The following is a 21,793-nucleotide window of genomic DNA, read 5'->3' on the forward strand; positions in this document are numbered from 1 at the left end:
AGTAGGTCTAACGAACGGAAAAACTTCATCAATTAGGACTATATATTCTTTTTATACAATACTTTCCAAATTAATTATTGAAAAAGTCTGTAAATTATGATAATTTTTGTATAACCAATTAATCAGTTCTGAAGATCAGCAGGTATTCATATACAAGTTAAATACAGGTATGCAAAGGTGGCTTTAAAATGTCAGCATCCCGGCTTGAAGTGTTGGATCTTTCCGTCATTGAAACAGGAGAAAAGGCAGAGGTTAAGATTTTTCCAAGTTTATTAAAAGAGAATGTAAATGTAAGAAGCACTCATCCTGAAGTCGCATCTTTCAGTGAAGGATTCCTGATAGGGCACAAGAATGGAACAACTGTCATCACTGTATCAAACGGTGAACAGCAAATTCAGAAGAAGGTAAACGTCCTGCCTAATGAAAAAACAATTTATGAAAGCGCTTCAATCGAAAGACCTTCCATTCTTTTTACAGCTAATGAGCTGAAAAAAATTCAGAGTAATAAAGGGAAAAACCGCCAAGACTGGGATGCTTTTCTGGGCAAGGCCAATACCTACCGGGAGGAAAAAGAATTCCTTGTCACCTATGGAAATGCTCCGAATCAGCTGCTCATTACGATTCCGCTCAAACAGCCAGAATGGATAAAGAGCCCTGAAGGATTCATAGATTACCCGTATTGGACCATGCTCTCCAGGGCAGTAGAAGAGCGCATCAGGGTATTATCCCTTGCTTTCTTGCTTACAGGAGTGCTGTCTTATGCTTTGAAAGTAAAAGAGTATTTGTTATCGCTAAGCACATTCACAAGATGGTATGAGTATCCCAGCAGAGCAGCGGAAGGAAATTTGAGCAATGCTCATTTTCTTATGGCAGCAGGAATAGGCTATGACTCTGTTTTTCTGATTTTGACAGCACGCGAGCGGAAAATTATCCGAAACACAATTCTGACTCACGGACTGCGGCCGCTTGCAGCAGATCTTCATAATCAGGACAGGCACAATATCATCTGTTCTAAACAGTGCGCCCTGCTTGTCGGCACTCTTTCTGTTTGGGGGGAGCTGCCCTATATAGAGAAATATGTTACAAGAGCGGCAAGCTATATAAAGGATTATCTTGATGAAAGGTTTCTGGCAGAAGAAACAGAAGGACTCCTTTATACTGCTGCGGCAGCCAAACATATCCTGTTTGCTTCTGCTGTATACCTGAGAGTGTTAAAGATTGATTCGCTGATCAAGCATCCCTATCTGTCTGAAATCCTTCCTAAACTTTTTCTGGTTTTTATGGCTCCTGGAAAAGACACGTCTTTTGCCAATTTTTCAGATGCCAATTATTCAATCGATATTGCCTCTATGATGGGGCAGCTCTCCTACTATAATGACAATCAGGCAGTATCCTGGTTTATGGAGGAGCATGCAGGGGGCTATGATGAGAGTTTCCTTTTTCAAAAAGATGAAATTGAGCCTCTTTCTCCCGAGAAAGTATACAAAAACCATTACATACACGTATTTCAATCAATCGGCTGGGCTTCAATGAGAAGCGGCTGGGGAGAAAATGACCATATGCTTGCACTTTGTTCGAGTCCATCTGATAGAGATCATAATCATTTTGATCAAAATCATTTCATTGTGAACATAGGGGGGGAATGGCTGATCACCGATCCAGGCTATCAGGATTATGTTCCAGGCCCTAAAAACCAATATACTCTCGGAAGTATTGGACATAATACCCTGCTGATAAACGGGGAAGGGCAAAGCTCTAGAGGCGGCGGTGGTATCCATTGGAACGGAACCAATTCGAAGATGGCTATTTTACAGGCTGAGGCAGGCAAAAGCTATAGCGGACGGGTTTGCACATTCACTAGAACGGTTATCTATCATTTTTCAGGATGTTATTTCATTTGTGATCACATAGAAAAAAGAAATGCTGCGGATCAGGCAAGTCTCCTTTTTCATAGTCAATCAAGCTTTTGGAATCATGCCGGTAAACTTGAGAAACCAGGAAAGATCCATGACCATTTTTTGACGATCACCGGAGAAAGCCACTCTTTAGACATTCATTTCCCACAAAAACGGCCCGCATTTTTAAGGAAATTCGCTGGTGCAAATGAAGAGGAATATTGTCTTGAAGTGTATGCAGAAGAAGAACTTTTAACTATCCTGGTACCGAGGATCGCTCATCAGCCGTCACCGTTTGTTTTCGATTTTCATGAAACCGAATCAGAAGGAATTATCACCATTCACCATCTGAAAGAAGGATGGGCGGAAAAGCTTGCATTCCCTTACAGTCAAGAAGCATTGAAAAGAGAATATCAAAGAAAGACAGGTTACGAGTTTTCAAGTAAAGAGAAAGGGGGAGAGGGGATTTGACAGGTGTATATGGCCGGCTGAATGTCATTTTTGAGATGCTTGCAAAGCTCGCCCTTTTGAATCTTTTGTGGTTAGTTTGCACCCTGGCTGGGGGAATCCTTTTTGGACTTTTTCCTGCTGCAGCTGCCCTTCACGAGGTGCTTGCCCGACTTTTTCGGAAAGAGGAGGTTCAGATTGGGAAAGCATTTAAAAATGCTGCTGTAAAGAACTTTAAAAAAGCGAACGCCAGCGGCTATTTATTCACATGTGTCCTATTTATTCTCTATGTTGATTACCATTTCTTCCATTCCTTCGGGAATATAGGGGCACTTGTTTTATCGTATTTCAGTCTCCTTTTATTCGTGATCCTTTTTACAGCATTTCTCGTCCTTTTTCCTTTGCAGGTTCGGTACGAAGGAAGTTTGCTTAACTCATTAAAAAACAGTTTCAGGATAACACTCGGCTATCCTGGTTTATCACTTCTGATCCTGATTGGTTTCGTACTCATCGGAACTGCGATGTTTTATATCCCTGGTTTGATGCCGTTTTATCTGATCAGCGGCCCCTCATACTTCTGCCACTTTGTCTGCACCCGTAAATTCAAAAAAATAGAGACTTCAATGGAAGGCTGATTCAGTCTTTACCCGGTCGTTTATATACAAGTTGTATACCTGTATCTAATAGGAGGAATAAAAATGGAAAATCATCCTGCCAAAGCTGTTGCGCCTGTTTCCTCTTCAATAGAAGTGCAAAATCCTACCCTGCTGAAGAAAGCGAGGCGCAACTTCAGCAAACAGCGATATCTGTACTTGCTGATGCTGCCCGGAATTCTCTATTTTTTGGTTTATAAGTATGTTCCAATGCTCGGTCTTGTTATTGCTTTCAAAGATTACAATCCTTTTCAGGGGATCTGGGGAAGTCCATGGGCCGGATTTAAACATTTTCAAACGATCTTTTCAAATAAAGACGTTATTCAGATTATCTGGAACACCTTAAGTATTTCCTTCCTGCAAATCTTATTTGCTTTTCCAGTTCCTATCGTTCTGGCACTTATGCTGAATGAAGCAAGAAGCCAGACCTTCAAGCGCCTCATCCAGTCGGTTGTTTATCTGCCTCACTTTTTATCCTGGGTTGTAGTAGCAGGCATTACAGTCATTTTCCTAAGAAGTGAAGGGCTGATTAACAAGGTCCTTGAGTTTATGGGGCTTCCGGATATTCCCTTTTTAACAGATCCTCATTTTTTTCAGCCGCTGATTATTCTTCAAGTGATTTGGAAGGAAGCTGGATGGGGGACGATTATTTTTCTTGCAGCACTCGCTGGTGTAAATCCTCAGCTTTATGAAGCAGCAACAATGGATGGAGCCGGGCGTTTTAAGCAAATGTGGCATATTACACTGCCGGCCTTAAAAAGTACGATCATTCTGCTTTTCATTTTAAGACTTGGCAGTGTGCTGGATACGGGTTTTGAGCAAATCTTTCTCATGCTGAATCCATTTAACATGCCAGTCGGCAATGTTCTTGATACTTTTGTTTATTTTAAAGGCATTCAGCAGGCGGATTACGGTTTTGCCACAGCTGTAGGATTATTTAAAGGGGTTGTCGGTTTGATTTTAGTTGTGATCGCAAACCGTCTTGCCAAAAAATTTGGAGAAGAGGGGCTGTATTGAGATGACCAATTTTTTCGAAAGGAGTATGGATGATGCATCATAAATCTGCAGGGGATTGGGTTTTCAGCAGTATGAATTATTTCTTCCTTCTGATCATCGGCATTATCATGATATTCCCATTTTTTTATATCTTTTCCGTTTCCTTTTCTTCTTTAACTGACTATATGAACAGTGATTTCCTTCTATGGCCAAAACAATGGGTAACAGATGCTTATGCTTATATTCTTGATTCCAAAAATTTCATTCGTTCGCTTGGGGTGACAGTCTTTATTACAATCGCAGGTACAATAGTCAACTTGTTTTTCACTTCGACGATGGCCTACGGTCTTTCTAGACCAATTAAAGGACAGAAGTTTTTGTTATTGTTTGTTCTGTTTACCATCTTGTTTAATGCCGGAATGATTCCTACCTATCTAGTTGTAAAAGCAACAGGGCTTTTAAATTCCATCTGGGCTTTGATCATTCCCTCTGCAGTAAGCCCCTTTTATTTAATTGTCATGAGGCAGTTTTTCATGAACATTCCAGAAGAACTGCATGATGCTGCGACCATGGATGGGGCAAATGAGTTTCAAATTTTTTGGAGAGTGGTTCTGCCGCTATCAAAACCGGCTTTGGCAGCATTCGGGCTTTTTTATGCCGTGCTTCACTGGAACAATTATTTTGCAGGCATTCTGTACCTAAATGACCCGGCTCTTTGGCCTATCCAGGTCGTGCTTCGCCAAATCGTCATAGTTAATGAGCCGAATGCTGCTCTTGGAAACTCGGCTCAATTTATGGAGCATCCGCCTCCGCCGGAAACCATTCAAATGGCAGCCATTTTACTTGCAACCCTGCCAATTTTGCTCGTCTATCCGTTTCTTCAAAAACATTTTGCAAAAGGGGTGATGCTTGGATCAGTTAAAGGATGATATATGATCTGAAATCATAGTGGTTTGTATCGAGGGTCAATACGAGATATGGAGGGGAAAAAAATGAAAGCAAAACGGTTAAGTGCAGTACTCATGTCCGCACTAATCCTTGCAGGAGGATGTTCATCCAACCAGACGGCCGGAGGAGAGAAGAAAGAGGCTAAAGAAGATCCGAATCAAAAGTTTACTGTAACAGCCATTGATTATCGCTACGGCGATCCGCCGCCAAAGGATGGAAAAGGGCTGAAAATGATCAACGAGAAATTCAATGTTGATTATCAAGTGCAATTTGTTCCTCAAGCAGACTATAAAGAGAAGCTTTCAGCTGTCATAGCCTCTGGCGACGTTCCTGATATTGTCGGATTCGAAGCAACGGATAACCGTTTTTCAAAATGGGCAAGCCAGGGGGCGTTTCTCCCGCTTGACGATTATATTCAAAAATATGACTCTTTGAAAAATGTTCCATCTTATGTTTGGGATTCTATGAAAGTAAACGGAAAAATATACGGAATTCCAACCTATTACCCGATGTATGATCTTACTCCAGAGCTCAGGAAAGATTGGCTCGATAAACTTGGCCTTAAAATGCCGGCGAATTATGAAGAGCTGATGAAGGTAGCTGAAGCTTTTACAAATAATGATCCTGACGGAAACGGCAAAAAAGATACGTACGGGTTTGCCATGGGACAAAATATTAACCCTGATTACGATATGGGCGCATATTGGAATTCAGATGTATGGCTTCATAAAAATAAAGACGGAAAATACATTCCAGGCTTGATTTCAGATGCAAGAAAAGAACTGATTCAAAATTTTCAAAAGCTGTATAAAGAAAACGCCATAACAAAGGATTATGCTGTTATGACATGGCCTGATACGAACAAAGAGTTTTTCTCCGGAAAAGCCGGAATTTTCCTTGGAGCACCGCTCGGAATGGCAGACCCTTATATGGACAGCCTGCTGAAAATTCAGCCGAACGCTCAACTTGCTCCAATACCTCCATTTAAAGATCCTGATGGGCATACTGGATTTGCAGCGACAACAGGGTATGGCGGTATGACGGCAATCTCTGCGAAGGATGCACAAGACCCGAAAAAGCTTGATCGCATTCTAAAAATGATTGATTTCGGGCGGAAATTTTATCCCCGCAACGAAAGAAATGCAGACAACAAGGATTTTGATTGGTGGTGGGGTCATGAAGGTAAAGGATATACGGTTCAAAATGGCAACGCTCAGCTTGTTGCCAATTTCGCTAATGACGGCCTGACTCCTTCTACCTATTATGTTGATAACGCCATGTGGGCGCCAAGCGATGATGCCATGGAATATGCAAAAGATTATAAAAATCCAGTCTTAAAACAGCTCGCTCAGGATCTTGAAAACATGCATAAAAGCTCAAACCATTACTTGAACCCTGTCAATGGGCTTGTATCAGAAACCGCTCAGCAGAAAAAAGATGAACTGAACCAATATTTGCTTGATGAACAGACAAAAATGATTTCAGGGCAGCGCCCGATTTCGGAATGGGACCAAATGGTTCAAGAGTTTTTAACTAGAGGCGGACAGCAAATGATTGATGAATACAACAGCCAGATTAAAGAGAAAAACTACTGGAAATAGACTTTTCGGGGAAAGCAGTCCTTAAACCTGCTTTCCAAATTATTTTTTTAGTCCTGTATATTACCTGTACAAATGAAATACCCCTTTTAGGAAGGAGGTGCTTCAATGAGTAACTTGAACATTGCGATGATCGGGCTTGATACTTCCCATGCAGAAATTTTCACCAAACTGCTTTTGGACAAAGAGCAGCCCCATAAAGTAAAAGGAGCGAAAATAACAGCGGCCTTTCCGGGAGGATCTGAGGATTTTCCGTTAAGCAGGAATCGCGTTAATCGGTATACTTCGCTTTTAAAAAAGGAATATGGTGTAAGTATTTTTAAAACACCGGAAGCTGCAGCGGAAAATGCAGATGCCATCTGGATAACAGCTGTTGATGGCAGAGTACATGAGAAGCTATTTGAAAGCATCAGTCATTTTAAGAAGCCGGTTTTTATTGATAAGCCGTTTGCATTAAGCTCAGATGCAGCAAACAGAATGATCCGTCTTGCAAAAGAAAAAGGAATTCCTCTAATGAGTTCCTCTTCGCTGCGTTTTGATGAAACACTGAACAATGCGCTTGACGGTGCAAAAGAAAAGCTGATAGGCGCGGACTGTTACGGTCCGATGGAATTGCAGGAAACGCAGAGCGGCTTGTTCTGGTATGGGATTCATACAGCAGAAATGCTTTACCGAATTCTTGGAGCAGGCTGTGTTAGAGTCTCAGCACGCTGCTCAGCTGATTTTGAAACAATAACAGGAGAATGGAAGGATGGAAGATTCGGCACGATGAGAGGGGCAAGAAAAGGACACGGATTTTTCGGAGCGCTGCTGCATTATGAAGATCAGCCTAGATTAATTGAAATTCAAAAAACAGAAAAACCCTACTATGTTTCTCTGTTAGAGAAGATGGTCGTATTTTCAGAAACGGGCAAAGCAGATCCTGTACTCAACGAAACGGCAGAGGTTATCCGCTTTCTTGAAGCCGCCAATGAAAGCAGGGAAAAAGACGGCAAGTGGATTCACCTGTAACAAATACGCTAAAAAAGGTGAGATGAGCATGGCAATGGCAGCACTCGGCCTCCTTTTAGACCAAAAGGAAGCCGTCAGAAGATGGACGGAAAAAGAGAATGTCTTTTCATTCTATTTAATTGAAATGTTAAATCAGAAAGGAATTCCTTATGAGATCGTGTCTTCAGCAGATGAAAATCTTGAAAAATATGATCTTATTTTGTGCGGTGTATTGGAAGATACAGAGAGAAGTGCCGGTATGCTTTTATCCTATATAAATGGCGGAGGCAGACTTATTAATTTCAGTGATTCAGGCAGACTTGCCGCCCATTTTAACTGTTCTGTTGAAAAAGAGGGAACGGGCTACGCCTCTATGCCTGAAGTTTTCCGTCAGCAAGTACCGCTCCGTTTCCTCCGTGCTTCTATTTGGCAAGACGGTATTGTTAAAGGGGAGGCTGAGGCGGGTTCCCTCATGCTGAGAAGCCCTGACAGCCAGTTCCATGCCAATGCAGTGAGAAGCTTTTCATCAGGTTCAGGGAGGCTTATTCACTGGAATGTTGATATCCCTTATACAATTGTTGCTCTGCAGCAAGGGACTAAACCAGTTACAGAGGATGGGATTCCTGCTCCTGACGGGTCTGCGGCCATTGATGATGATCTGCTGAAAGCGGACGATAGCTTTGAACTTGATTGGGAGATTGACAGAATTCCAACAGAAACGGGAATGCTTTACTTTGCCCATCCCTATGCAGACTACTGGAAAGAGGTGTTTTTAAAGCAGCTGCTGAATGAAGCTATAAAAACCGGCAAATCGCTTCCCTTTGTTGCACAATGGCCGGATGGAATCAACCAGGTTGCAACCATTTCCCATGACAGTGATGGGAATTTGGATGCTGCGGCAACTAAAACAGCAGATGTATTAAGAGAGCTTTCTGTCCAAACTACATGGTGCATGATTGAACCAGGATATAGCGGGAAAGTTTATGAAGAAATCATAAAGGATGGCCACGAACTTGCCTTTCATTATAATGCCTTAGAGAAGGAGCAGGGGATATGGGGTGAACATGAGTTTATAAGACAGCTGGAATCATTGAAAAAATCCTCGGGATTAAACGATGTTACGACAAATAAAAATCACTATACGCTTTTTGAAGGCTGGGGAGAACTTTTTAAATGGTGTGAAAAGACGGGAATTGAGCTTGATCAGTCCAGAGGACCAAGCAAAAAAGGGAATATCGGCTTTTTATTCGGCACATGCCTGCCATATTTCCCTATAGATTGGCATACAGGGCATAATCAGCTTTTCGGCGTTCTTGAGCTAGGCTTTTTGACACAGGATTTGAACCATCATGCCCTTGCTGACACTTCCGTGATCAGGCCATTTTTAAAGGCAGTCAAAACAGTCGGAGGTGCAGCCCACTTTCTTTTTCACCAAAACCATATCTGCGAGCAGCCCTTGGTAGAAAAAGCATTAAGAGAAGTAATCTGGGAATCCAGAGCCGAAGGGTTCACTTTTTGGACCTCAAAAGAAATAAACCGCTGGGAGAGAAAAAGGCGCAAACTGAAAATTATCGGTGTTTCAAAGTCAGGAAAGCCGATTGCTGAAAATACGTCAGAAGCTGATGGGGCAGTGATCTATACGCTTATACCGAATGGTCAAAGGATTCCCCATCAGCAGGCAGTAGAAGTATATGGTCTATTATGCAATAAGACTATTATTTCACACCCTAAAGCACGGGTTCATTTAGGGAGGAGTTAATAATGGATAGGCAGAAAATAGCTGAACTTGCTCTGTTTGGAGGTCCAAAAGCAAAACAAAGCCCTTATGGCACTGGAAAAAGGTTTGGAGAAGAAGAGGCAAAAGAAGTTCTGGAAGCCCTTGAACAGGAAACGCTTTTCTACCATTTCGGAAAAAAGGTCAAAACATTTCTTGAAGACTTCAATAACTTATATGGCCTTCAATATAGCGCAGCAGCTTCCTCTGGTACTGCAGCCATTCATATAGCACTTGGAGCAGCGGGTGTATCGGTCGGGGATGAAGTCATCACAAGTCCCATCACTGATCAGGGGACCATTATAGGCATTCTTTATCAAAATGCTATCCCTGTTTTTGCAGATCTTGAAATCAATTCCTTCAATTTGGATCCTGCATCTGTTGAAAAACAAATTACGCCCCGAACGAAAGCCATTATTGCGGTTCATTTGGCAGGGAACCCATGCAAAATGAATGAAATCATGAAGATCGCAAAAAAACATCAGTTAATTGTCATAGAAGATTGTGCGCAAAGCTATCTGGCAAAACAAAGAGGAAGGCTTACGGGTACAATGGGAGATTTCGGCTGCTTCAGCACTAATGATTTTAAGCACATCTCTACTGGCGACGGCGGTATTGTATCCGTTAATAGCTCCTCCCGTGAGGTATATGAGCGGGTCCATGCTTTTGCTGATAAAAATTATTCGCGCTTTGAAAACAGTGTAATGAGGGACTGTGATTATCTAGCACCGAATTACCGAATGACCGAACTCCAAGGCGCTGTCGGCATTGCACAGCTGAAAAAGCTTCCCTTGATCTGCAGCCGGCGAAACGATCTTGGAGATATGCTTTCAAAGGGATTGAAGGATATTCCGGGCATCGTGCCAATGGAAGTTGCTTCAGACAGCTACTGTACTTATTGGTTTTATATGTTTCGCATTCAAACAAAGCAGCTGAGCTGCACAAGAAATGAATTTGCTGAGGCTTTGAGTAAAGAGGGAATTTCCAGCCAGGCTGGATATATTAGCAAGCCTCTTTATTTATCACCGATGTTTCAAAATAAGTCTGCTTATCAAGGCAGCCAATTTCCTTTTCACTTATCAGATATCAGCTATGAAAAAGGAATTTGCCCTGCAGCAGAGGAGATATTGGAAACGGCTATTAAACTTCCAATGAGTGAATTTTACACGGAAAAAGATATAGAAGAAACGATAGCAGCAGTCAATAAAGTGGCTCTGCATTATCAGATCCGTTAGGAGGATTCAAACATGAGAACGATAGAAGAATTGGAGGATAAATTATCAGAACCTTCTGATATTCTTGTTGAAGACATTAGCAGGATAAAAGGTGATCTGCTCATCATTGGAGCAGGAGGGAAAATGGGGCCGAGCCTTGTGAAACTGGCTGTAAGAGCTATTCGGAAAGCAGGTTTACAAAAAAAGGTAACTGCCGTATCAAGGTTTCAAAAAGGCACTTTGAAAGAGGAACTGGAGCTTTCCGGTGCCAATGTGATTTCAGCGGATCTTCTGGACGACAGCCAAATTGAAGGACTTCCAGATACACCGAACATTATTTATATGGCAGGCAATAAGTTTGGTACAACAGGCAATGAACACTTTACATGGGCAATGAATGCGTATGTACCCGGAAGAGTAGCAGAGAAATTCAGAAACTCTTCTATTGTGGCTTTTTCTACAGGAAATGTTTATCCGCTCACCTCTGTAGGAAGAGGAGGAGCGTTTGAGACAATGCAGCCTAATCCCATTGGGGAATATGCCCAGTCTTGTCTTGGGAGAGAAAGAATTCTTGAGTATTTTTCAAGAAAATATGAAATCCCAATGGTCTTTTTTCGCTTAAATTATGCCAATGATTTACGTTATGGAGTACTTCTTGAAATTGCAAAGTCCGTAAAAAATCATTTGCCGATTGATCTATCAATGGGCCATGTGAATGTGATATGGCAAGGGGATGCAAATGAACTGGCCATAAGGTCTCTCCTTCATGCCTCAAGTCCTCCGGCTGTTTTGAATATTACAGGGCCTGAAACGGTATCTGTCCGATTCGCAGCAGAGTATTTTGGAGAAAAGTTTCAAACGTCACCTCATTTTGTTGGAGAAGAACAAGAAACAGCCCTGCTCAGCAATGCCTCCAAAGCAAATCAGCTGTTTGGCTATCCTAAAGTGCCGCTTTTTAACATGATGGATTGGACGGCAAAATGGCTGCTTGAGGACGGCATTCTTCTTGATAAGCCATCCCATTTTCAGGAAAGAAAAGGAGCTTTTTAAGATGACGATGGTGCTGAAAAAGGACCTTGAAAAACTCCTGCATGAAGGGACGGTCATCCCAGCTCATCCTTTGGCGCTGAATGAATTTCGGGAGCTTGATGAAAAGCGGCAAAGAGCCCTTACCCGCTATTATATGGACGCAGGTGCAGGGGGATTGGCGGTAGGCGTTCATACAACACAATTTCAAATACGCGAAAAAGGGCTCTATGAGAAGGTTCTGACACTTGCTGCGGATGAAGCAGAAAAAAGAGCAAAAGGAAATTTTCTTAAGATTGCCGGTATTTGCGGACATACGAAACAGGCGATCAATGAAGCAGAAACAGCGTTAAGGCTTGGATATCATCTGGTCCTTGTCAGTTTAGGCGGTTTAAACAGTTTCGGTGAAAATGAGCTTTTAGCACATGTACGGGAAATTGCCTCCATTTTGCCTGTTTTTGGCTTCTACCTTCAGCCCGCTGTAGGAGGAAGAACATTAAGCTATTCATTTTGGAGGGAATTTGCTGAAATTCCAAATGTCATGGCCATTAAAACCGCACCATTTAACCGCTATCAGACACTTGATGTAGTGAGGGCTGTTTGTGAATCATTCAGGAATGAGAGAATCGCACTTTATACCGGGAACGATGATAATATTTTGCTGGATCTTCTTACAACCTATGAATTTCAAGTGAACGGACGCAAGGTTGTGAAATCCTTTTCTGGCGGGCTGCTTGGACACTGGGCTGTTTGGACGAAAAACGCCGTTCAATTACTGGAGAGAGTAAAAGAAATTAAAAGACTGAACAGGGGTATTCCGGAAGAACTCTTAACACTAGCCATGCAAATTACTGATGCAAATGCCGCTTTTTTTGATGCTGCTAATGGATTCAAAGGAAGCATCCCCGGCATTCATGAAGTACTTAGGAGGCAGGGACTTCTTTCAGGAGTATGGTGTCTTGACGAAGGCGAAATCTTATCACCCGGACAAAAAGAGGAGATTGATCGAGTCTTAAGAGCTTACCCTCAATTAAATGATGATGCATTTGTAAAAGAGAAAATCGGCAGCTGGCTTCAAAAAGTTACGTAAAGGAGGATGGAATAATGCCGCTTGTAACGTCAAAAGAGATGCTTCAAACAGCTTACAGCAAAGGTTACGCTGTCTGCGCATTTGCTGTTCATAATTTGGAAATCATGAAGGCGGTGATTTCTGCCGCAGAACAATGTGAATCACCCGTCATCTTGCAGACAACTCCAGGCACGATTCGATATCTTGGTATGAATTATATTGTTCAAACGGTAAAAACGCTCGCAGATGCATCAGAGATTCCGGTTGCTCTTCACCTGGATCACGGCGACAGCTTTGAAACCGTAATGGCTTGTATCAGGGGCGGATATACATCGATTATGATAGATGGCTCTCATCTTGATTTCGAAGAAAACATTCTCCTTGTAAAAAAGGTAGTGGAAGCCTGCAAACCGCTTGATATTCCGGTTGAGGCAGAGCTTGGCTCTATTCTCCGGAACGACGGAGAGGGGGCTTTAGACGCAAGTGCCTATTTTACAGATCCTGATCTTGCCGATGAGTTTGTGCAGAGAACAGAGGTCGATTTTTTGGCACCTGCCTTTGGAACTATTCACGGCGTCTATCAAAGAAAGCCAAATCTTGATTTTGAAAGGCTGAAAAAAATCGCCGATAAGACAGGAATCCCTCTTGTAATGCACGGGGCATCAGGACTTGAAGAAGAAGAGATGAGAAATTCATTAAAATACGGCATCAGCAAAGTGAATTTTTCAACTGAGCTGAAAATTGGTTTTGCTGAGGAGCTAAGAGGCTATTTGCTTGCAAATGATAAGGAATCGGATCCCCGCAAATATTTTCTCTCAGCCCGTGAAACAGTGAAAGAAATCGCTTCCCGCAAAATTTCCCTGCTGCGTGAAAAGCGAAAAGAAGAGGCGTCCTGAGTGATTACAGCTGTAACATTCAATGCTGCAATTGATAAGACTTATGTGATAAATTGCTTCAGAAAGAATGAAGTGAATCGGGCCGGAAAAGTCATCTTAGAACCTGGCGGCAAAGGAAACAATGTAGCCAAAGTTCTGAAAGTCCTTGGCATTCCGGTAACCGCATCCGGTTTTGCAGGAGGCATAAATGGTCAATGGATTGAAATGCTGCTTGAAGAAAAGGAAATACAGCATGATTTTATCCGAATTGCAGGAGAGTCAAGAATGTGCATTTCAATTATTGAAGATGAGAGCACACAGGAACAAACGGAGCTGCTTGAAAAGGGGCCGCATGTTACAGAAGGTGACTGGCTGAAATGGATGGGAAAGCTTTCGGGGTATGCAGCAAAAAGCCGTTATGTTGTCTTCTCTGGAAGCTTACCTGAAGGGCTTTCATCTGACGCTTATAAGGAAAGCATTAAGATTGTAAATGAGGCAGGCAGCAAAGCAGTGCTCGATTCAAGCGGGCTTGCTCTTATAAAAGGAATAGAAGGAGTTCCGCATTTCATTAAACCAAACCGTCATGAATTTCTTGCCCTTATTCAAAAAGAGGAATTTGTTATGAGTGATTTTATCTCATTTGCAGATGATCTTCATACAAAAGGAACGGAATATGTTTGTGTAACACTTGGAAAGGAAGGAGCTGTTCTATCTCATTTTGGAAAGATTTTTGCCGCTGCACCGCCTTCTATAAAAGCTATTAATGCTGTTGGAAGCGGGGATGCTTTTTTTGCAGGAATGCTTGCGGGCCTTTATCGGAAAAAAGATCCTGCTGAAGCCCTCAACCTTGCCATCGCTTCTTCAGCTGCGAACGCTCTTCAATTGGCGGCAGGATCAGTTTCAATAAAGGAGATAACGGAGCAGCTGAAAAAAATACAAGAAACTTAGGGGGAAGAAACATGGAGAATTCATATACATTTAGCGAAATTCAAAGTCAGGGAAACACGCTTGAAAAGACCTTTGTTTTGCTTAAAAATCAAACCTTCCAAGCATCGGAATCTTATGTATTTACAGGATGCGGGACATCCTTTTATCTGGCGCATAGCGCTGCGAAGTATTTTCAGGCCTTAACAGGAATAACTTCACAGGCAGCACCTTCTTCAGAGCTTTTTCTTTATCCGGAAAATTTTATACCCATTGATAAGAAGGTAAAAGTCATTGCTATTTCCCGCTCAGGCACGACATCAGAAGCAGTAGAAGCAGTAAAAAGTGTGAAAGATCGAGAAAATGTTGACATTCTAGCCGTCACTTGCAATGACCATTCACCATTGCTTGAATGGTCATCGGAAAAAATCGTGCTTTCCCATGTGCAGGAAAAAAGCGTTGTGATGACTTCATCTTTCACAAACATGCTGTATGCTTTACAGCTTTATGCGGCAAATATAGCAGAGTCAATAGATGAAACGGCTCAATTAAAAGCAGCGGCGGAAGAGATGAAGAACGTGGTGAAGAGTACAAGCGCCATTAAGAGTCTGGCGGAAAATCTGGAACTCAAAAGGTTTATCTTTCTAGGCTGCGGGGTCTATCAGGGAGCAGCAAAAGAATCCTGTTTAAAACTGAAAGAAATGACCCAAACGATTTGCGAAAGCTATTCAACACTTGAATTCCGGCACGGCCCAATTTCTATTACGGATGAAAAAACCGCCATTATTATAATGGGGAGCGAAAAAACAAAGGATTTGGATGCAGCACTTTTATATGATGTGAAAAAGCATGGAGCTTACACTGTTCTGATCAGCGACTGTATTATAAAGGCGGATTCTGCCATTGATCTTTTCATACCGCTTCATACTGAGACAAAAGCCCCTAATCAGCTCGTCCTGTATCTCCCTTTCCTCCAAATGCTCGCCTATTACAGAGCACTAGCGTTAAGCCTGAACCCTGATGAGCCAAGGCATCTTTCACAGGTAGTCAAACTTCCTTCCATCGGGATCCATTAAAAATGAAATCAGCGGTCGGGATTGATATCGGCGGAACAAAAATTGCTGCTGGCCTGATTGGAGAAAATGGAGCGTGCCTTTGGAATACTGTTCTAAAAAGCAAGCCTGATGATGCGGAAGCGATGTATCTCCAGGTGCATCATGCAGTGAGCGAAGTACTGAATAATAAACCCGAAAACTGCGAAATTACCGCTATTGGGGCGGGCGTCCCGGGAAAACTTAATATCGAAGACGGGGTTGTGCTGTACCAAAACAATCTTCCTTGGGTGAATTATTCGCTGGCGGAAAGGCTCAAGAGCGATTTTAATCTTCCTTGCATCATTGATAACGATGTATATATGGCGGCCTTTGCTGAATACAAAGGAAGTCAAGCAGCAAAGAACGAGACATTTATCTATATGACGATCAGCACTGGCATTTCCTGCTGTATTATTCACCAAGGAGAATTTATGAGGGGAGCAGGTTTTGCCGGAGAAATAGGAATGACAGTGTGCGGAAAAAATGAACTGCCAAACTGTCAGGCGGAGTACATCACACTCGAACAAACAGCTTCAGGTAAAGCACTGCTTCCATTTGTGCAGGCTCATCAAGAAAAAGGACAGCAAGGTGAAGTGATCGACATGCTTCTCGCAGAGGGGAGCAGCGCATCTGAAAAAATGCAGAAAAAAATTAGTATTCTTGCAAGCTCTATTTATTCTCTCTTTTGTATAATAGATCCGCATACGCTCGTACTTGGGGGCGGAGTGATTCATGGAAATAAAAAACTCCTTCACTTGTTTTCTGAAGAAATAATCCGCTATCAATCTCCTATATCCAAAGAAATAATTAGAAGACTGGAAGTTAGCAAGCTCGGAAAAAATGCAGGTATGATCGGTGCGGGGCAGAGAGCCTTCCAGAAAGCGGGAGAAAGCGGAAAAAAGCTTGTGCGGTAATAGTTAACAGATCGTAAGGCTGTTTGAAACCCCTTAGGACCTCTAGTATAATAGAGAGATTAAGGGGTGAATTTATGCTGAAAGCAAAAACGCGATGGTCAGTTGCTGACAGAGACCCTGAAAAGGTACAGGCATTGGCAGAGGGATTGAAACTGACTCCTCTTGTTTCATCACTGCTTGTCAACCGGGGTATTCAAACAGTTGAAACAGCGAAGGCTTTTTTATATACCGAAGATCAGGATTTCCATGATCCGTTTCTGCTTGATGGTATGGACCTGGCTATTATTCGAATCAAGCAGGCAATAGAGAAAGGCGAAAAAATCTGTATTTACGGTGATTATGATGCGGACGGAGTCAGCAGTACAACCGTGCTGATGACAGCTCTTAAACGGGCAGGTGCAATTGTACAATTTTACATACCAAACCGGTTTACAGAGGGCTATGGACCAAATGAAGAGGCGTTTCAAAGGCTTCAGCAGGACGGGGTTTCACTGATCATAACAGTTGATACCGGTATTTCTGCTGTGAAGGAAGCTGCTCTTGCAAAAGAAATCGGCGTTGACTTGATTATTACGGATCACCATGAACCAGGGCCTGTTATTCCTGAAGCTCTGGCTATTGTACATCCGAAGAAACGGGGCACCACCTACCCGTTTAAAGAGCTCGCAGGTGCAGGAGTTGCTTTTAAGCTCGCTCATGCGTTGCTCGGCGAGGTCCAGGAAGACCTTTTAGAGGTAGCGGCTATTGGAACGATTGCCGATCTTGTTCCTCTTCAAGGAGAAAACAGGCTGATTGCCCAAAAAGGGATTCAGCAGATGAAGCAAACAAAAAGGGAAGGCCTTATAGCTTTGTTGAAAATAGCTTCTGCCAAAAAAACAGATATCAATGAAGAGACGATCGGGTTTGCTCTAGCTCCCCGCATCAATGCTGCCGGCAGGCTTGAAAATGCTGATCCTGCAGTAGAACTGCTGATGACGGAAGATCCCTCTGAAGCTGTCTTTCTAGCAGAAGAAATTGACAGACTTAACCGCGACCGGCAAAAGATGGTCAGTGATATGACGAAGGAAGCGATCTTCCAGGTGCAGGAAATGTATCCCCCTGAAAACAATTCTGTACTCATAGTAGCTAAAGAAGGCTGGAACGCCGGAGTTGTAGGTATTGTAGCTTCCAAGCTTGTAGAGAAATTCTACCGTCCGGCAATCGTTCTTTCCATTGACAGCGAGAAGGGCCTTGCAAAGGGATCGGCTAGAAGTATTGCAGGGTTTGATCTTTTTGAAAATCTCTCAGAATGCAGAGACTTGCTTCCTCATTTTGGCGGTCATACGATGGCAGCCGGGATGACACTTGAAATGGAAAATATTCCGGAACTAAGGCGCAAATTAAACGAACTGGCTTACTCCCGCCTGACAGAAGAAGATTTTAAACCGGTTACGATGGTGGACAGGGTCTGCAAGCTTGAAGAAATCAGTGTATCTGCCATAGAAGAAATGAATATGCTTGCTCCATTTGGCGCCACTAATCCAAAACCAGTCATCATGATTGAAGATATTTCGCTTGAAGGAATGCGTAAAATAGGTTCAAATCAGACTCATATTAAAATGATTCTTCAGAGTGAAGAGGATAAGCTCGATTGTGTCGGATTTGGATTCGGCTACTTAAAGGATGAAATCGCGCCTTTGTCAACCGCCTCCTTAATCGGGGAATTATCCATTAATGAGTGGAATAATTTCAGGAAACCACAGCTGATGCTGAAGGATTTATCCATAAAAGAATGGCAGCTTTTTGATTTCCGCGGCGCTCAAAAGCTTCCTGCTTTGCTTGCTCAGATTCCAGATGAAAAAGCAATCCTTATTGCCTTTCAGAATAAAACGGCTGCATTTATCGAAAGCCAGGGACTTCAGGCCGAAATTCATTCTGTTTTGAATAATGGTGACGCTGCAATGGTCCGCTTAGAAGGGAAGTTTGCTGTCTTTTTGGACACACCCAAGCATATGAATGATTTGCAGGGCGTTTTTTCAAACGGACTGCCTGACCGGATCTATACTGTTTTTCGTCAGGATGAACAGCATTTCTTTTCGACTCTTCCAACGAGGGAGCATTTTAAGTGGTTCTATGCGTTTTTGATAAAAAAAGGTCCTTTTGATATCAGAAAGCATGGGGATCAGCTGGCTAAACATAAGGGCTGGACAAAAAATACGATAGAATTTATGTCTAAGGTGTTTTTTGAACTGGATTTTGTTACAATAGACGATGGCATGATTTCTGTTAAACGGGAAACATCTAAGCGTGATTTATCTGAATCGGTTACTTATCAAAGGAAAAAAGAACAGCTTGAACTTGAAAATAGGCTGCTTTATTCTTCCTATAGCGAACTGAAAACCTGGTTCGATGACCGCTTACGGCGATCTGCACCGCTTGTTAACGTATGAGGAGGACAAAAGAAAGATGGACTTGAAACAGTATGTAACGATTGTTCCGGATTATCCTAAACCCGGCATTCAATTTAAGGATATTACGACCCTTATGGATAAAGGGGAAGTATACAAGTATGCAACAGACCAAATCGTTGAGTATGCAAGAGAAAAACAAATTGATCTTGTTGTAGGACCTGAAGCTCGCGGATTTATTATCGGCTGCCCTGTTGCTTATGCCCTTGAAGTAGGATTTGCACCAGTGCGCAAAGAAGGAAAGCTTCCCCGCGAAGTGGTAAAAGTAGAGTACGGCCTCGAATATGGCAAAGATGTTTTAACCATTCACAAGGATGCGCTTCGCCCAGGGCAGCGTGTATTAATTACAGATGATCTGCTTGCTACAGGCGGAACGATTGAAGCAACCATTAAATTGGTGGAAGAATTGGGCGGAGTGGTTGCTGGAATCGCTTTCCTTATCGAATTGGGCTATCTGGACGGACGCAAAAAATTAGATGGCTACGACATTATGACGTTAATGAAATATTAATGAATGAAGAAAAGAGCACTCAGCCAGAGTGCTCTTTTCTATAGATGTTATTAGATCTGTCCGAAAATAAGCCTGCCAAAAAGGAATATTTTTCAAATGCGTGCAGGAATTTTTGAACTTCCAAGAAATGGCTTGTGCTTTCGCGCTCTGCCTCTTTACATATTCAAAATTTTTCTTGATAATAGGTACAATACAGTTTTCTCTTAAAAAAAGGTGATTTCATGGCTAATGAACAAGTATTAACAGCTGAACAGGTCATAGAGAAGGCTAAATCCTATCTTTCAGATGACCATTTGGCATTTATAAAAAAAGCTTACGAATTTGCAGAAGACGCTCATAAGGAACAATTCCGCAAATCAGGAGAACCATATATTATACATCCCATACAAGTTGCCGGCATACTGGTGGATCTTGAAATGGATCCATCTACAATAGCCGGCGGTTTTTTGCATGACGTTGTGGAGGACACGGAAGTAACTCTTGATGATATAAGTGAAGCTTTCAGTGATGAAGTAGCCATGCTTGTAGATGGTGTGACAAAGCTCGGTAAAATTAAATACAAGTCACATGAAGAGCAGCAGGCTGAAAATCATCGAAAAATGTTCATCGCAATGGCTCAAGATATTCGTGTTATTTTGATTAAGCTAGCAGACCGGCTGCATAACATGAGGACGCTAAAGCATCTTCCTCAGGAAAAGCAGCGCAGAATCTCAAATGAAACACTTGAAATTTTTGCGCCCCTTGCGCATCGTCTAGGGATATCAAAAATCAAATGGGAGCTTGAGGATACAGCTCTGCGGTATTTGAATCCGCAGCAATATTACCGGATCGTCAATCTGATGAAGAAGAAAAGGGCCGAACGCGAGCAATATCTTGATGAAGTCATTGATGAGGTTCGCGACAGAGTGAATGAAGTGAACATCCATGCTGATTTCTCAGGGAGACCTAAGCACATCTATTCCATTTACCGAAAAATGGTGCTGCAAAACAAACAATTTAATGAAATTTATGACCTTCTGGCAGTCAGAATCGTTGTAAACAGCATTAAAGATTGCTATGCAGTGCTTGGGATCATCCATACATGCTGGAAGCCAATGCCTGGCAGATTTAAAGATTATATTGCTATGCCGAAGCCTAATATGTATCAATCCCTTCATACGACGGTTATAGGGCCTAAAGGAGATCCGCTTGAAGTTCAGATCCGAACTCTTGAAATGCATACCATCGCTGAATACGGGGTTGCTGCCCACTGGGCATACAAGGAAGGCCGGGAAATGGACGACCATCAGGCACTTGAGAAAAAACTGACCTGGTTCAGGGAAATTCTCGAATTCCAGAACGAAACCACCAATGCCGAAGAATTTATGGAATCTTTAAAGATTGATTTGTTTTCCGATATGGTATTTGTTTTTACTCCAAAGGGAGACGTCATTGAACTTCCATCGGGATCGGTTCCAATTGATTTTTCCTACAGAATTCACTCTGAAATAGGCAATAAAACCATTGGCGCCAAAGTGAACGGAAAAATGGTGACTCTTGATTACAAGCTGAAGACGGGAGATATTGTAGAGATTCTCACTTCCAAGCATTCTTATGGTCCGAGCCAGGATTGGCTGAAGCTTGCCCAGACGTCACAGGCGAAAAACAAAATCAGGCAATTCTTTAAAAAGCAAAGACGCGAAGAGAATGTGGAAAAAGGCCGTGAACTGATAGAAAAAGAAATTAAAAACATGGATTTTGATTTAAAAGAAGTTCTTGGCAGTGATAACCTTAAGCGGGTTTACGAAAAATTCAATTTTGCTAATGAAGAAGATATGTTTGCTGCCGTAGGCTATAACGGAATTACGGCGCTTCAGGTTGCTAACAGATTGACAGAAAAGCAGCGGAAAATTCGCGATCTTGAACAGGAAAAGAAATTAGTCGAAGTTGTAACAGAGGTCAAGCAGTATCCTTCACCACGCAAACGAGATGCTGGTGTAAGAGTAAAAGGTATCGACAATCTCTTAATCAGGCTTTCGAAATGCTGCAATCCGGTTCCTGGGGATGATATTGTCGGCTTTATTACAAAAGGCCGGGGTGTATCTGTCCATCGGGAGGATTGCCCGAATGTTAAAACCGCTGACGCACAGGCACGGCTAATTCCAGTAGAATGGGAGCACCAGATTACCGGACGAAAAGAATATAATGTCGAAATTGAAATTCTCGGATATGACCGCCGCGGGCTTCTTAATGAGGTGCTGCAGGCAGTGAATGAAACGAAGACGAATATTTCATCCGTTTCAGGCAAATCTGACCGCAACAAGGTAGCAACCATCAATATGACAATCTCCATTAATAATGTCAGCCATCTGCATAAAGTGGTCGAACGCATTAAGCAATTATCCGATATTTACTCTGTTCGAAGAATGATGAACTAAA

At 42.4% G+C, this 21,793-nt stretch carries 17 protein-coding genes; all 17 read left to right on the top strand.

Features of this window, described 5'->3' with window-relative positions:
• Positions 1-188: 188 nt before the first annotated feature.
• The 17 genes from ACOT8F_RS06620 (at position 189) to ACOT8F_RS06700 (ending at position 21,792) form a co-directional block, all read left to right on the top strand.
• Positions 189-2,366, top strand: a complete 2,178-nt coding sequence (locus tag ACOT8F_RS06620; protein ID WP_421650774.1) for a heparinase II/III domain-containing protein — start codon at positions 189-191, stop codon at positions 2,364-2,366.
• Positions 2,363-2,977, top strand: a complete 615-nt coding sequence (locus ACOT8F_RS06625; protein WP_421650775.1) for a YesL family protein — start codon at positions 2,363-2,365, stop codon at positions 2,975-2,977. The genes ACOT8F_RS06620 and ACOT8F_RS06625 overlap by 4 nt, the downstream gene beginning before the upstream one ends.
• Before the next feature lie 183 nt (positions 2,978-3,160).
• A complete protein-coding gene (locus ACOT8F_RS06630; RefSeq protein WP_421650927.1) occupies positions 3,161-4,012 on the top strand; it encodes an ABC transporter permease in 852 nt (283 codons plus the stop codon).
• Positions 4,013-4,044: 32 nt separating this feature from the next.
• Complete coding sequence (locus tag ACOT8F_RS06635; protein WP_421650929.1) at positions 4,045-4,920, top strand: carbohydrate ABC transporter permease; 876 nt, start codon at positions 4,045-4,047, stop codon at positions 4,918-4,920.
• A 63-nt stretch (positions 4,921-4,983) separates the two neighbouring features.
• Positions 4,984-6,540, top strand: a complete 1,557-nt coding sequence (locus ACOT8F_RS06640; RefSeq protein ID WP_421650776.1) for an extracellular solute-binding protein — start codon at positions 4,984-4,986, stop codon at positions 6,538-6,540.
• A 105-nt stretch (positions 6,541-6,645) separates the two neighbouring features.
• On the top strand, positions 6,646-7,548 hold the full coding sequence (locus ACOT8F_RS06645; protein WP_421650777.1) for a Gfo/Idh/MocA family protein: 903 nt from the start codon (positions 6,646-6,648) through the stop codon (positions 7,546-7,548).
• A 28-nt stretch (positions 7,549-7,576) separates the two neighbouring features.
• Complete coding sequence (locus tag ACOT8F_RS06650; RefSeq protein WP_421650778.1) at positions 7,577-9,286, top strand: polysaccharide deacetylase family protein; 1,710 nt, start codon at positions 7,577-7,579, stop codon at positions 9,284-9,286.
• Between the two features lie 2 nt (positions 9,287-9,288).
• Positions 9,289-10,536 (top strand): DegT/DnrJ/EryC1/StrS family aminotransferase, encoded by a 1,248-nt coding sequence (locus ACOT8F_RS06655; protein WP_421650779.1) that lies wholly within the window; start codon positions 9,289-9,291, stop codon positions 10,534-10,536.
• Between the two features lie 12 nt (positions 10,537-10,548).
• A complete protein-coding gene (locus tag ACOT8F_RS06660; protein ID WP_421650780.1) occupies positions 10,549-11,565 on the top strand; it encodes an NAD-dependent epimerase/dehydratase family protein in 1,017 nt (338 codons plus the stop codon).
• 1 nt (position 11,566) lies between these two features.
• Positions 11,567-12,631, top strand: coding sequence for a dihydrodipicolinate synthase family protein (locus ACOT8F_RS06665; protein ID WP_421650781.1), 1,065 nt, complete (start codon positions 11,567-11,569; stop codon positions 12,629-12,631).
• A gap of 14 nt (positions 12,632-12,645) precedes the next feature.
• Positions 12,646-13,506: a class II fructose-bisphosphate aldolase gene (locus ACOT8F_RS06670; RefSeq protein ID WP_421650782.1), complete on the top strand. Its 861-nt coding sequence runs from the start codon at positions 12,646-12,648 to the stop codon at positions 13,504-13,506.
• Positions 13,507-14,433, top strand: coding sequence for a 1-phosphofructokinase family hexose kinase (locus ACOT8F_RS06675; RefSeq protein WP_421650783.1), 927 nt, complete (start codon positions 13,507-13,509; stop codon positions 14,431-14,433).
• Positions 14,434-14,444: 11 nt separating this feature from the next.
• Positions 14,445-15,485 carry an SIS domain-containing protein gene (locus ACOT8F_RS06680; RefSeq protein ID WP_421650784.1) on the top strand — a complete coding sequence of 347 codons (1,041 nt, stop codon included), beginning with the start codon at positions 14,445-14,447 and terminating at the stop codon, positions 15,483-15,485.
• A 2-nt stretch (positions 15,486-15,487) separates the two neighbouring features.
• A complete protein-coding gene (locus tag ACOT8F_RS06685) occupies positions 15,488-16,417 on the top strand; it encodes an ROK family protein (RefSeq protein WP_421650785.1) in 930 nt (309 codons plus the stop codon).
• A gap of 74 nt (positions 16,418-16,491) precedes the next feature.
• Positions 16,492-18,846, top strand: a complete 2,355-nt coding sequence (gene recJ, locus ACOT8F_RS06690) for a single-stranded-DNA-specific exonuclease RecJ (RefSeq protein ID WP_421650786.1) — start codon at positions 16,492-16,494, stop codon at positions 18,844-18,846.
• Positions 18,847-18,862: 16 nt separating this feature from the next.
• Complete coding sequence (locus ACOT8F_RS06695) at positions 18,863-19,375, top strand: adenine phosphoribosyltransferase (RefSeq protein WP_421650787.1); 513 nt, start codon at positions 18,863-18,865, stop codon at positions 19,373-19,375.
• Positions 19,376-19,596: 221 nt separating this feature from the next.
• Positions 19,597-21,792, top strand: a complete 2,196-nt coding sequence (locus ACOT8F_RS06700; protein WP_421650788.1) for a RelA/SpoT family protein — start codon at positions 19,597-19,599, stop codon at positions 21,790-21,792.
• Position 21,793 lies beyond the last annotated feature (1 nt).

Source organism: Chryseobacillus diguaensis (assembly GCF_049220665.1).
GTDB lineage: Bacteria > Bacillota > Bacilli > Bacillales > Bacillaceae > Metabacillus_B.